Raw genomic sequence first — 13,294 nt, 5'->3', positions numbered from 1 at the left:
AGGCAAGGCTCAATCTATCGCCTCTCGCCCTCACCCTAACCCTCTCCCAGAGGGAGAGGGAACAAGCAGCCTTAATCGACCAGTTCGGCCAGCGCTTTTGAATAGCGATTGGCGTGCGAGCGCTCGGCCTTGGCCAGAGTCTCGAACCAGTCGGCCACTTCGTCATGGCCTTCGTCGCGCGCGGTCTTGGCCATGCCGGGGTACATGTCGGTGTACTCGTGGGTTTCGCCGGCGACGGCGGACTTGAGGTTGTCGCGCGTGGCGCCGAAAGGCAGGCCGGTGGCGGGGTCGCCGCATTGCTCCAGCCATTCGAGGTGGCCGTGGGCGTGGCCGGTTTCACCTTCCGCGGTGGAGCGAAACAGCGCGGCGACATCGGGCTGGCCTTCAACGTCGGCCTTATTCGCGAAATACAGGTAGCGGCGGTTGGCCTGCGATTCGCCGGCAAATGCGGCTTTCAGGTTCTCTTCCGTCCTGGAGCCTTTGAGAGCAGCCATGGAAATCTCCTTCGTGGGTTGATGGATGAACAAATCGCCAATGCTTCAAGCCCCCGTCGCCAAAGTCCAGGTGCGAAGACCGAAGACCAGGACACCTTAGACCTGTTCGGCCGCTTCGTCTAATTGCTGGAATCAATGCATGAAATTGATAAAACCTATCTAACTAACACCATTAATAACAATTTTTAATTACAAAACATACCGCCATAGCACCAGCTCCCCAAGAGCGGCCAGGTCCTCGCCTTAATTACGTTATGGTAGATTGATTACGAATAGGTAAACAGAACAAGAGGCGCAGACCCATGCCGGAGACAACGCAAATGCCCGACAAGATGCCCGCCGCGCTGGCCGCCACCTTCACCAACGGCTATGAATTCGCCCAGGGCGCGGGTTATGCCCTGCCCGAATACCCTTTTGTGGCGCCGCCTGAACTGCGCACGGGCGAGCTCAAACGCCACGCCGTCGCCATCGTGGGCGGCGGCATCACGGGGCTGACGCTGGCCTGCGCGCTGGCGCAGTACGGCGTGCGCGCCGTGCTGCTGGACGAGGACAACACCGTGGGCGTGAAGGGCGCGTCCTCGCGCGGCATCTGCTATGCGCAAAAAAGCCTGGAAATCTTCAAGCGCCTGGGTATTTACGAGCGCATCGCGGCCAGGGGCGTGCAGTGGAGCGTGGGCCGCACCTTCGCGGGCAAGGACGAGGTCTACGCCTTCGACCTGCGGCAGCAGCAAAGCCATTCGCTGAGCCGGCAGCCGCCCTTTATCAATATCCAGCAGTTTTATGTCGAGGGCTTTCTGGTCGAGCAGCTCTACAGTCCCACACCCGAAAATCGCCTGGTCAACATCCGCTGGAGCCACCGCGTCACCGGCTTCGAGCAAAACGAGGATTTCGCGACGCTGCAACTCGAAACGCCGGCCGGCTCCTACGCCCTGGAAGCCGAACATGTGATCGACTGCAGCGGCTCTCGCAGCCCGTTTCGCGCCTGGTGCGGCGCCACAGTGACGGCGCAGCAGGGCGACGACCGCTGGTGCATTGCCGACGTGCGCTTCAAGAACCCGCCGCCGGCGGAGCGCCACACCTGGATAGAGGCGCCCTTCAACGAGGGCCGCGCCGTCTGGCAGCACCTGATGGCCGACGGCGTGTGGCGCATTGACTACCAGATGCCGCCGCAGGCCAAGCCCGAGGAGATCAGCCGCGAGGACGTGGTGCGCGCGCGCCTCAAAGCGCAGTTCAAAAGCCAGTCGGGCAGGCTGCTGGACGACAGCGACTATGAGATCGTCTGGGTCGGCCCCTATGCCTACCGCAGCGAATGCCTGGACAGCCTGCGCCACGGCCGCGTGTTCTTCGCCGGGGACGCCGCCCACGTGATGAGCCCCTTCGGCGCGCGCGGCGGCAATTCGGGCGTGCAGGACGCCGACAACCTGGCCTGGAAGCTGGCCGCCGTGCTGCAGGGCCGGGCCGCCCCCGCTCTGCTGGACAGCTACCACCACGAACGCCATGAGGCGGCCGCGCACAACGTTCGCATCACCAACCGCACGGCGCGCTTTTTGCGGCCGGCCGACGGCGCCGAGCGGCTGTTTCGCAGCGCGGCGCTGGGCCTGGCGCGCGAGCATGTATTTGCCAGGCAGCTCGTTAACACCGGCCGCATGTCCACGCCCAGCCACTACACACAGTCCAGCGCCTGCGGGCCGGCCGGCGGGCGGGCGACGCAGAACGTGGGTTTTGCCTGGGCCGACGGCCGCCCCGGCGAGCTGCTGGACCTGCTGGACTGGGCCCACGGCCGTTTGCTGCTGCTGACCTTTGGCGATGTCTCCGCCGCCGCGTTGGCGCGCCTGGCGGCGCTGTCGATGGAGGCCGGCCTGCGCTGCGTGCAGGTGGTGGGCCCCGGCGAGAAAGCCGCGGCCGTGGAGCATGTCATCGACGAGCACGGCCACCTGCAGGCGACCTGCCATGTCTTCGGCCATGCCTGGGCGCTGCTGCGGCCCGACGGCCATGTGGCCGCCACCGGCGAGAGCGTGGACGCCTCGCTGGTCCACGCGGTGGCCGCCGCGCTGGGCGCCGGCCACGGCGGAAAGGAAAACCCATGAAAACCGACAGCCCCCTGAGCACCCGCCTGCATTTCCAGGACGCCGATGCCTTTTACGAGTGCCTGCTGGACGCCCACCGGGGCCTGAGCCGCGAGGAATCCGAGCTGCTCAATGCCCGGCTGATCCTGCTCATGGCCAACCAGCTGGGCGACACCGCCGTGCTGCGGGCCTGCGTGGCGGCGGCCGCAAAGACCGTGGCCGCGCCGGGATAGGCAAGGCCCAGCGGCCCCGGGCCGCCCAGTCGAATAAAATCGAGGTAGTTTCCCCCAACCCCAAGGCGGCATCCCCTCGATGCCGTTTTTCATTGCCCCCATGACCAACGCTGCCGCCCCCGCCCTCGCCGATACCGCCACTCCCGCCGCGGAGGCCGTCAAAGTCCCCACACCGGGGCTGGACAGCCTGGCCAAATCCTTCGAGCCGGCCGCCATTGAAAGCCGCTGGGGACCCGAATGGGAACAAAGCGGCCAGTACGAACCCACGCTGGACGCGGCCAAGCCGTCTTTTTCCATCCAGCTGCCGCCGCCCAACGTGACGGGCACGCTGCACATGGGCCACGCCTTCAACCAGACCATCATGGATTCGCTCACGCGCTACCACCGCATGCGCGGCCACAACACGCTGTGGGTGCCCGGCACCGACCACGCCGGCATCGCCACACAGATCGTGGTGGAGCGCAAGCTGCAGGGCGAAGGCAAAAGCCGCCACGACCTGGGCCGCAAGAACTTCGTCGCCAAGGTCTGGGAGTGGAAGGAAGAATCCGGCACCACCATCACGCGCCAGATGCGCCGCATGGGCGACTCGGTGGCCTGGAAGCACGAATACTTCACCATGGACCCGAAGATGTCCACGGTGGTCACCTCGACCTTTGTGAAGCTCTATGAGCAGGGCCTGATCTACCGCGGCAAGCGCCTGGTGAACTGGGACCCGATTCTCAAGTCCGCCGTGTCCGACCTGGAAGTCGAGAACGAAGAGCGCGACAGCTTCATGTGGCACATCGAGTATCCCTTCAGCGACGGCCCGCAAAAAGCCGCCGACGGCACGCCGCTGCGCGGCATGCACATCGCCACCACCCGGCCCGAAACCATGCTGGCCGACGGCGCGCTGGCGGTGCACCCGGACGACGAGCGCTACAAACACCTGGTCGGCAAAATGGTCGACCTGCCGCTGTGCGACCGCAAGATCCCGGTGATCACCGACGACTACGTGGACCCGGCTTTCGGCAGCGGCGTGGTGAAGATCACCGGCGCGCACGACTTCAACGACTACCAGGTGGCCCTGCGCCACGACCTGCCGCTGATCACCATCTTCACGCTGGACGCCAAGATCAACGAGAACGGGCCTAAGCAGTACCAGGGCCTGGACCGCTACGACTGCCGCAAGGCCGTGCTCAAGGACCTCGAGGAACAAGGATTCCTCGAAAAAGCCGTGCCGCACAAAAACATGGTGCCGGTCTGCGCGCGCACTGGCGCTGTCGTCGAGCCCATGCTGACCGACCAGTGGTTTGTCGCGCTCAGCAAGGTCAGCGAGCAGGACCCGACTGGCAAATCGATCGCGCAGAAGGCGCGCGACGCCGTGAGCAGCGGCCAGGTCAGGTTCGTGCCCGAGCAGTGGGTCAACACCTACAACCAGTGGATGAACAACATCCAGGACTGGTGCATCTCGCGCCAGCTCTGGTGGGGCCACCAGATCCCCGCCTGGTATGACGAGGACGGCAAGGTTTATGTCGCCACCAGCGAGGAAGAAGCGCAGAAGCAGGCGCCCGGCAAAAAGCTCACGCGCGACGAAGACGTGCTGGACACCTGGTACTCGTCCGCGCTGGTGCCCTTCTCTTCATTGGGCTGGCCCGAGAAGACAAAAGAGCTGGACCTTTTCCTGCCCTCCAGCGTGCTGGTCACCGGCTACGACATCATCTTCTTCTGGGTCGCCCGCATGATCATGATGACCACGCATTTCACCGGCCAGGTGCCGTTCAGGGACGTGTACATCCACGGCTTGGTAAAGGACGCCCAGGGCAAGAAGATGAGCAAGTCCGAAGGCAATGTGCTGGACCCGGTCGACCTGATCGACGGCATCGAGCTCACGCCCCTGCTCGAAAAGCGCTCGCAAGGCCTGCGCAAGCCTGAGACCGCGCCGCAGGTGCGCAAGAACACCGAAAAGGAATTCCCCGCAGGCATCCCGGGCTACGGCGCCGATGCGCTGCGTTTTACCTTCGCCTCGCTGGCCAGCCTGGGCCGCAGCATCAACTTCGACAGCAAGCGCTGCGAGGGCTACCGCAACTTCTGCAACAAGCTGTGGAACGCAAGCGTTTTCACTTTGATGAACTGCGAAGGCCAGGACTGCGGGCTAGAAGAGCACACCAAGGAACAATGCGCGCCCGGCGGCGAGTTCCACAACTACCTGAGCTTCTCGCAGGCCGACCGCTGGATCTCGTCGACCATGCAGCGCGTGGAAGCCGAGGTGGCCAAGGGCTTTGGCGAGTATCGCCTCGACAATGTTGCAGGCAGTGTTTACCAGTTTGTCTGGAACGAATTCTGCGACTGGTATCTGGAAATCGCGAAAGTGCAGATAAGGGATGGCAACGAGGCACAAAGACGGGCTACCCGCCGCACGCTGATCCGTACGCTTGAAGCCATACTGCGCCTGGCGCATCCACTGATCCCCTTTATCACCGAGGAACTCTGGCAGAAGGTTGCGCCCGTCGCCGGGAAGACGGGCAAGTTCATAGGCACCTCGCCCTACCCGCAAAGCCAGCCCGAGAAAATCGACGAACAAGCCGAGGCCCATGTCGCCAGGCTCAAGACCCTGGTGGACGCCTGCCGCAACCTGCGCGGCGAGATGAAGGTCTCGCCGGCCACGCGCCTGCCGCTGTTCGTGCTGGGCGACAGCGCCTTTATGAACAACGTGGCGCCCGTGCTCAAGTCGCTGGCCAAGCTCAGCGAGGTGAAGGTGTTTGAGAGCGAAGCCGAATGGGTTGCCGCGGCACAGTCCGCACCGGTGGCCATCGTCGGCGAAGCGCGCCTGTGCCTGTACATGGAAGTCGATCTGGCGGCGGAAAAGATTCGCCTGCAAAAGGAAGAGGCTCGCCTGACGGGAGAGATCACCAAGTCCGAGACCAAGCTCGCCAACGAAGCCTTCGTCAGCAAGGTTCCCCCGGCCGTGCTGGAACAGGAACGCAAGCGCCTGGCCGATAACCAGGCTGCCCTGGCCAAAATCCGCGAGCAGCTGGCACGGCTTAAATAAGCGCGAACGCCGCCCACAAAAAAGCCCCGCTTACCGGGGCTTTTTTATCGGCTGATGTCCCGTCATCAGCGGACGGTTTCGGGCTCGGACCATTGCGAGGGCGGAACGCTCCCCGGCATCTCCAGGTCCATGGGCGCACTCGGCAACTGGTCCATGCCGCTGTGCGTGGTACTGATGGCTTCATGCATGCGGTGCGCCACATACCAGCTCGAGCGCAGGCGCGCCTCGCGTGTGTGCGAGCCCAGGCGCGGCGTGACGAACAGGTTCTTCAGGCCCTTGAGGGGCGAAGTGTCACCCAGAAAGCTGGCTTCGGCGCCGTCCAGGATGCAGGCCTCTATGCGGCCGTCGCACAGCGCCGCGGCCAGCGCGGCTTCGTCAAACAGTTCGCTGCGGCTGATGCCCACCCACAGCTGATTGCGTCTGCAGGCGGCCAACAGTTTTTCATTCACAAAGCCGCGAAAGCGCGTGGCGTAGAGCATCTGCACCGAGACCGCGTCGGCCTGGCTGACGAGTTCAGACAGGGACACCGGCTGTATGCGCAGGCGCTCCCAGATGGGCGCCGTGTGGTGCACCGCGGGGTCGTAGCCTATGAGACGCACGCCCAGGCCGTTGAGCATGCCGGCCAGCGTGTGCGCCGTCGGGGCCAGGCCCAGGATACCCACGGTGCTGCCGTGCAGCTCGCGCCCCATCTGCGTCGTCGGGTGGCGCCGCCCCATCAGGGCCGAGACCAAGCCGCGGCGGTACAGCAGCAGCAGGCTGCTCAGCAGGTATTCGGCATTGGAGCGCACGTTGGCGCTGCTGGCATGCACGACCTTGATGTCGCGCTCCTTGCAGGCCTCGAGGTCGGTGTTGTCCGTGCCCACGTGCAAGCGGCCCACGGCCCTGATCTTGGGCAGGAAGTCGAGGAACTCGCGTGTCACCACAGTCTGGCGCGGGAACACAATGCCCTTGGTCTTGTAGGCGATCTTGCGCAGGGAAGTCAGGTCGTCGGCGAGCTCGGGGTGGTAGCCCACGCTGTGGCGGGTTTCCAGCCAAGCCATTGCCTCGGGCACCAGCGCGTCAAGAAGTAAGATGTCCACCCAGTGAGTCCTTTTTTCCCGCAGACCGCAATTCGCGCGGTTTGACCACGTCAAGTCGAGCCTTTGTCCGACCTGAGTCATGTATCAACAACGCAACACTCTAGTCTTTTCCCCGATCAAAGTCGATGCAAAAATTTACATTACACAAAGCTGTATTCCCGGTTGCCGGCCTTGGCACCCGGTTTCTCCCGGCCACCAAGGCCCAGCCCAAGGAAATGCTCCCCGTCGTCGACAAGCCGCTGATCCAATACGCGGTGGAAGAGGCTTACGCGGCAGGCATCCGTCACATGATTTTTGTGACAGGACGCAATAAACGGGCCATAGAGGACCACTTTGATACTGCCTACGAGCTCGAGAACGAGCTGGAGGTAGCTCAAAAGCACGCCCTGCTGGATTTGGTGCGCTCCGTCCAGCCCGAAGACATGAATTTTTCCTACGTGCGCCAGCCCCGCTCCCTGGGCCTGGGGCATGCCGTGCTGTGCGCCGAACACCTGGTCGGCCAGGAGGCTTTCGCCGTCCTGCTGGCTGACGACCTGATGGTCGGTCCCAAGGGCGGCAAGCCGGTGCTCGCCCAGATGGCCGAGCAGTTCAAGGAACTGCAGCAATCCATCCTGGCGGTGCAGGAAGTGCCCCAGGACCAGACCCGCCGCTACGGCATCGTCGAGACCGACGGCGCGGCCAGCGCGGGCCTCATGAAAGTGAAAAAAATCGTCGAGAAACCGGCACCCGAGGTGGCCCCGTCACGCATGGGTGTGGCCGGCCGTTACATCCTGACGCCGGCAATTTTTGAGCACATCCGCAGTCAAAAGGCCGGCGTGGGCGGTGAGCTGCAGCTGACCGACGGGATATCAAGCCTGCTTGATAAGGAAAGCGTTTACGCCTTCCAGTACGAGGGCAAACGTTATGACTGCGGCAGCAAGGAAGGCTTTCTGGAAGCCACCGTCGAGCTGGCGCTGCAGCACCCCGAGGTGGGCGTGCACTTTCGCAACTACCTGGACAACCTGCAGATAGGCTGGTCGGGCCGGGAACGCCGCAAACAGGCCTGAAAACCTGGGCGGCCAGCGCCCTGGCGGCGCCCTACGGCGGGTTTAACGCCGTTTCAAGACGTGGATAAAGTCGCTGCCGGCGACCTGCTGCTCGACCAGCTCGTTGCCGGTCTGCTTGGCAAAGGCCTGAAAATCCCGGGTCGAGCCGGCATCGGTGGACACCACTCGCAGCAGCTGGCCGCTCATCATCTCCGTCAGCGCTTTTTTGGCTTTCAGGATGGGCAGCGGGCAATTCAGGCCGCGGGTGTCGAGTTCTTTGTCGATGTTCATGAAAATCCTTGGGTTGCCGCGATTTTAAGCAAAGCGTAAAGGCCCTGAACCGGGCTTTACCCCAGCCGGCAAGCTATTCGGTGCGCTTGGCCCACTCCACAAACTCAGGCTCATGGCCCCGCGTACGCAGCCAGTCGGCCAGCGCATAGCCGGTGCCGGCGGGCCAGCATTTGAGCTTGTCCAGGTCGTAAAGCCGGTAATCCACCAGCTCGGGCGACAGGCTGACCTCCCCCGTGCAGACCGCGTGGTAAGCAATGATGATCTGATTCATGCGCTGGAAGTCGTAAACGCCAATCAGGTCCAGCGACGTCGTTTCCAGGTTGGTTTCTTCCTTGATTTCGCGCTCTATCCCGCCCTGCGGCGTCTCGCCCGCCTCCATGAAACCCGTGATCAGCGCATACATCTTGCCCGGCCAGGCCGCATTGCGCGCCAGCAACACCTGGCCGTGGTATTCAATCACCGCGGCCAGTACCGGCGTGGGATTGTTCCAGTGGGTGAACCCGCACGCCGGGCAGCGCAGCCGCACCTTTTCACCGCCGTCTTCCATCTGCGACACCATGGCCAGCGGCGTCGCGCAGTTCGGGCAAAACCGGAATTCATGGGTCATGGCAGGCGATCAGAAGGGAAAATGAAAGAAAGAAAACGCGGCTTGCCGCTATTTTTTCAATAGCAGAAAGCCCGCGTCGGTGGAGCATCAAGCCGGAAACACGCCGGTAGACAGGTAGCGGTCGCCGCGGTCGCAGACCACAAAGACGATCACCGCGTTTTCCACGGTCTTGGCGATTTCCTGCGCCACCCAGAGGGCGCCGGCAGCCGAGATTCCGGCAAATATGCCTTCCTCGCGCGCCAGGCGTCGGCACATGTCCTCGGCGTCGGACTGGCTGACCAGCACCAATTCATCGACCTGGCGCGGGTCATAAATCTTGGGCAGGTATTCCTGCGGCCATTTGCGGATGCCGGGGATGCGCGAACCCTCGCTGGGCTGGGCGCCGATCACCTTGATGGCCGGATTTTTCTCTTTGAGGTAGCGCGAAACCCCGGTAATCGTACCCGTCGTGCCCATGGCGCTGACAAAATGTGTCACCTTGCCTGACGTATCTGTCCATATTTCGGGGCCCGTGGTCTCGTAATGGATGCGCGGGTTGTCGGCATTCGCGAACTGGTCCAGCACCCGGCCCTTGCCCTCTTTCTGCATCTGGTCGGCCAGGTCGCGCGAGTATTCAATGCCCGCGCTTTTGGGCGTGAGGATCAATTCGGCGCCAAAAGCCTTCATGGTCTGGGCCCGCTCTATGCTCAGGTCCTCCGGCATGATCAGGACCATCTTGTAGCCCTTGATCGCGGCCGCCATGGCCAGGGCAATACCCGTATTGCCCGAAGTGGCTTCGATCAGCGTGTCGCCCGGCTTGATGTCGCCGCGCTCCTCGGCGCGCTTGATCATCGAGAGCGCCGGCCTGTCTTTGACCGAACCGGCGGGATTGTTGCCTTCAAGCTTGCCGAGGATCACATTGCCGCGTGCGGCGTTCTCGGCGGCGTAAATACGTTGCAGCGCGACCAGAGGCGTTTTGCCAATCGCGTCTTCAATGGTGGGATAGTTCATGACCACACTGTGCCATAATTTGAGGCTTCGCTCATTCCAGCCCGGGTGGTGAAATTGGTAGACGCAGGGGACTCAAAATCCCCCGCCGCAAGGCGTGCCGGTTCGATTCCGGCCCCGGGCACCACATCCCGAAAGCCGTCTCATGACCCTCGTTCATGGACGGCTTTTTTGTTTTTCTCCATGGCGGCGGGCAACACCAAGCTGTTATTTTTTGCCGCCGGATTTTTGCCCCTCCCGCTTGCAACGCCATTTAATAAGGCGCATTCTTCAATCGCGGCCGGCCCCTTTCTTTTGTGTGTCCGCAGCCCTCTCGCCGCGTCTGGAGTCCGTCATGTGCAGCATGCGTCATTGGCTCTGTCTCCTTCTCTCAAGCACTTTGCTGCTGGGCACAGCCCACGCGGCCACGGCGCCGCCGCCGGCGGCGCAGGCCATGATGGATGCGCTGAACCGGGCCACGGCGGCGGTGGTGGGCGTCAAGGTCACGGCGATGGAGGACGCGCGCTCCGCCGAAACCCTGGGCCTGCAGCGCGCGGGCTCGGGCGTGCTGATCGGCCAGGACGGGCTGATCCTGACCATTGGCTACCTGATGCTGGAGGCCGAGCAGATCGAGGTTGTGACCCAGGACAACAGGACGCTGCCGGCGCGCGCCGTGGCCTACGACCTGGCCACGGGTTTCGGCCTGCTGCGCCCGCTGCTGCCGCTGCGCAATGTGGCGGTGGCGACGCTGGGTAGCAGCAGGGATCTGCAGCCGGGCGAGCCGCTGATGGCGGTGACCGGCCCGCAGCCCGATGACGATGGCGACGTGAGCATGACGCGGCTGGTCAGCCGGCGCGCCTTCTCGGGCAGCTGGGAATACCACATTGAATCGGCCCTCTTCACCAGCCCGCCGGTGCTGGCCAGCGGTGGCAACCACAGCGGCGCGCCGCTCTTTAACCAGCGCGGCGAACTGATAGGCATAGGCTCGCTGTTCGTGTCGGATGCGACCAATGAAAACCGCCGCCTGCCGGGCAATATGTTTGTGCCCGTGGATTTGCTGCGTCCCATACTCGCGGAGCTGCAGCGTTCGGGTTACAGCGCCAAGAGCCGCAGGCCCTGGCTGGGCATCACCTCCAACGACCAGGGCGGGCGCATACAGATATTGCGCGTGAGCAAGGAGAGCCCGGCGGAGCTGGCCGGTCTGTCGGCGGGCGATGTGGTGCTGGCGGTGGACGATGCGAAAGTCGCGACGCTGGAGGCCTTTTACAAAAAACTCTGGGACCACGCCGCGCCCGACGCGGAAATCCGGCTCACGGTGCTGCAGGGCGCCGAGATCAAGACCATCGTGCTGCACGCCCAGGACCGCATGCTGACGCTGAAAAAGCCGCCGGGCATCTAAGCGGCGCCCGGCCGAACGTCGCTAGGCAGCGGCCGGCACCGTGCGGTGCAGGTCCCGGCCTATTGCCTGGAAATGAAGGGCAGCCGACGGCGCGGCTTCAGGCTCGGCATCCAATTTGAATTCATCAACCGCCGCCTGCAGCTGCAGTGTCTGCTCGGCCAGCGAGGCCGCCGCCGTGGAGGCCTGCTCGACCAGCGCGGCGTTTTGCTGGGTCGCCTTGTCCATCAGCACCATGGCCTGGTTCACATGCGCGATGCCGTTGCTTTGCTCGACCGAGGCGGCGGAGATCTGCTCGAGCAGGCTGCTCACGCGTTTGACGGCCTGCACGATGTCCTGCATGGTGCGGCCCGCCTGGCCGACCAGCTCGGAGCCGCTCTCGACATGCGCGACGGAATCCGCGATCAGCGCCTTGATTTCACGCGCCGCCCCGGCGCTGCGCTGCGCGAGGCCGCGCACCTCGCTGGCCACCACGGCAAAACCGCGGCCCTGCTCGCCGGCGCGCGCGGCTTCCACGGCCGCATTGAGCGCCAGGATGTTGGTCTGGAAGGCGATGCCTTCGATGACGGCAATGATGTCCACGATTTTGCGGGAGCTGCCGCTGATGGCCGCCATGGTGTCGACCACCTGCGCCACCACCGCGCCGCCTTGTTCCGCGGTACCCGAGGCGCTGGCCGCCAGCCCGCTGGCCGAACGCGCATGCTCGGCGTTGAGCCTGACGGTGGAAGTCAGCTCTTCCATGCTGGAGACGGTTTCCTCCAGCGAGGCCGCCTGTTCCTCGGTGCGGCGCGACAGGTCGGCATTGCCGGCCGCGATGTCGCCGGAGGCCAGGGTGATGGAATCGGTGGAGGCTTTGATGCGGCTGACCAGGTCGGTCAGCGTGTCTTCCATGTCGCCCAGGGCGCCCAGCAGGCGGCCGAAATCACCGCCACGTTCGGTGGAGAACTCCTGGCTCAGGTCGCCGGCGGCCACGGTTTCGGCGATGTAAATCGCCTCATTGAGCGGCTGCGCGATGCCGCGGGCGAGGCGCCAGGCTACGGCGGCGCCCACCAGCAACGCAGCCAATCCCAGGCTCAGCATCCAGCGCTGCGCCGATGCAATGCCGGCTTCGACCGCCTGGCCGCCGGCCCTGGCCTGCCGTGCCTGCGTTTCGGCCAGCGCGGCCAGTTCCTGCTGCAGCTTGCCCAGTGATGGCGCAGCCTCGCCGGCCCAGGCGCGGACAGCACCCTCGCGGTCGCCGGTTTCGATCTGTTTTGCCACTTTGGCCAGCGCCTGCGCATAGGAAGCCTGCGCGCCGCGCACGCCTGCCAGCAAGGGCTTTTCTTCTGCCGGCGGGGTGCCGGCTTCCAGTGCCGCCAGGGCATCCGTCATGTTCTTGTCGCCCATGGCGATTTGCCGGCGCGCGGCACCCGCCAATGTGGGATCCGCCGCAAGGGACAGCTCCAGGGTGGCACGCGCATTGGATTGCGACCAGTTGCCCAGCGCCGCCGCGGCGCCGGCGCGCGACCAGGCGTCGCCGCTCAGCTCGCGGCTGAAGGCGCCGGCACCGGCCAGCTGGCCCAGCCCCACCGCCATCAAGCCGCCCGCCAGCAGCAATACCAGCCCAAAGCCCGCGCCCAGCCGCGTGCTGATTTTCAGATTGTCCAGTTGCATGGTGTGTCTCCTGCAAGCCGCTTCCGTCTGAAGCTGCGGAAGAGGGCTTGCTCATGGACGGTACCAAGAAAGGCTGTGCTGCCTGCGTCCGAACAGGGCGCGAAACAGGGCTTTGTTTATTGAATTGACTCGGGTAGTCGGCCGGGTCTTGCTCCGGCTGAGCGCGCTCTTCCTCCTCATCCTCCTCCTTCCTCTTCTTAGTTCAGCTGGCCGGGTCTCGCCCCGGCGGGCGAGGCACTTTTCTTTGCTTCGCCAAAGAAAAGTACCCAAAAGAAAGGCGACCCGCAGTCTGGGTCCCCTACGCTTCGCTACGGGGCAACCTGCGGTGCTCGAGCCAAGCGGGGTCTGGCTAAACTCGCTACGCTGCGCTTCGCTCAGACAACGCCAGCCCTTATCCGCTTGTCTCTGCGCTCCTCGGCCCAGCCAGGACGGGGCAATCGGGATCGGGAACCAAAT

At 64.2% G+C, this 13,294-nt stretch carries 11 protein-coding genes and 1 tRNA gene; 6 read left to right on the top strand and 6 right to left on the bottom strand.

Annotation, left to right across the window (positions count from 1 at the left end; genetic code table 11):
* Nucleotides 1-71 precede the first annotated feature (71 nt).
* Nucleotides 72-494 carry a rubrerythrin family protein gene (locus tag ACEN8I_RS17850; protein ID WP_007867167.1) on the bottom strand — a complete coding sequence of 141 codons (423 nt, stop codon included), beginning with the start codon at nt 492-494 and terminating at the stop codon, nt 72-74.
* A 302-nt stretch (nt 495-796) separates the two neighbouring features.
* Here ACEN8I_RS17850 and ACEN8I_RS17845 point away from each other — a divergent pair, with 302 nt between their 5' ends.
* From ACEN8I_RS17845 to ACEN8I_RS17835, 3 genes are all read left to right on the top strand, one after another.
* Nucleotides 797-2,581: an FAD-dependent oxidoreductase gene (locus ACEN8I_RS17845; protein WP_413329908.1), complete on the top strand. Its 1,785-nt coding sequence runs from the start codon at nt 797-799 to the stop codon at nt 2,579-2,581.
* Nucleotides 2,578-2,793 (top strand): DUF2783 domain-containing protein, encoded by a 216-nt coding sequence (locus ACEN8I_RS17840; protein ID WP_413329907.1) that lies wholly within the window; start codon nt 2,578-2,580, stop codon nt 2,791-2,793. Before ACEN8I_RS17845 ends, ACEN8I_RS17840 begins: the two co-directional genes overlap by 4 nt.
* Before the next feature lie 79 nt (nt 2,794-2,872).
* Complete coding sequence (locus ACEN8I_RS17835; protein WP_413329906.1) at nt 2,873-5,821, top strand: valine--tRNA ligase; 2,949 nt, start codon at nt 2,873-2,875, stop codon at nt 5,819-5,821.
* 65 nt (nt 5,822-5,886) lie between these two features.
* On the opposite strand, the gene ACEN8I_RS17830 is transcribed toward ACEN8I_RS17835, so the two are convergent.
* Complete coding sequence (locus tag ACEN8I_RS17830) at nt 5,887-6,900, bottom strand: NAD(P)-dependent oxidoreductase (RefSeq protein ID WP_413329905.1); 1,014 nt, start codon at nt 6,898-6,900, stop codon at nt 5,887-5,889.
* 125 nt (nt 6,901-7,025) lie between these two features.
* Here ACEN8I_RS17830 and galU point away from each other — a divergent pair, with 125 nt between their 5' ends.
* Nucleotides 7,026-7,946: a UTP--glucose-1-phosphate uridylyltransferase GalU gene (gene galU / locus ACEN8I_RS17825; RefSeq protein ID WP_413329904.1), complete on the top strand. Its 921-nt coding sequence runs from the start codon at nt 7,026-7,028 to the stop codon at nt 7,944-7,946.
* A 42-nt stretch (nt 7,947-7,988) separates the two neighbouring features.
* On the opposite strand, the gene ACEN8I_RS17820 is transcribed toward galU, so the two are convergent.
* The 3 genes from ACEN8I_RS17820 to cysM all read right to left on the bottom strand — a co-directional run bounded on the left by ACEN8I_RS17820 (nt 7,989) and on the right by cysM (nt 9,813).
* Entirely contained in the window at nt 7,989-8,216 is a 228-nt protein-coding gene (locus tag ACEN8I_RS17820; RefSeq protein ID WP_413329903.1) for a sulfurtransferase TusA family protein, read from the bottom strand.
* A 73-nt stretch (nt 8,217-8,289) separates the two neighbouring features.
* Nucleotides 8,290-8,823 (bottom strand): NUDIX hydrolase, encoded by a 534-nt coding sequence (locus ACEN8I_RS17815; protein ID WP_413329902.1) that lies wholly within the window; start codon nt 8,821-8,823, stop codon nt 8,290-8,292.
* Nucleotides 8,824-8,910: 87 nt separating this feature from the next.
* Entirely contained in the window at nt 8,911-9,813 is a 903-nt protein-coding gene (gene cysM, locus ACEN8I_RS17810; protein WP_413329901.1) for a cysteine synthase CysM, read from the bottom strand.
* 39 nt (nt 9,814-9,852) lie between these two features.
* Between cysM and ACEN8I_RS17805 the strand changes: the two genes are divergently transcribed.
* Nucleotides 9,853-9,937 (top strand) — tRNA-Leu (locus tag ACEN8I_RS17805).
* A gap of 207 nt (nt 9,938-10,144) precedes the next feature.
* Entirely contained in the window at nt 10,145-11,188 is a 1,044-nt protein-coding gene (locus ACEN8I_RS17800; protein WP_413329900.1) for a S1C family serine protease, read from the top strand.
* A 21-nt stretch (nt 11,189-11,209) separates the two neighbouring features.
* Here ACEN8I_RS17800 and ACEN8I_RS17795 read toward each other — a convergent pair whose 3' ends face one another.
* Complete coding sequence (locus ACEN8I_RS17795; protein WP_413329899.1) at nt 11,210-12,838, bottom strand: methyl-accepting chemotaxis protein; 1,629 nt, start codon at nt 12,836-12,838, stop codon at nt 11,210-11,212.
* Nucleotides 12,839-13,294 lie beyond the last annotated feature (456 nt).

The organism is Polaromonas sp. CT11-55 (assembly GCF_047303325.1).
GTDB lineage: Bacteria > Pseudomonadota > Gammaproteobacteria > Burkholderiales > Burkholderiaceae_C > Polaromonas.
This window is presented reverse-complemented; position numbering and strand designations above follow the sequence as displayed.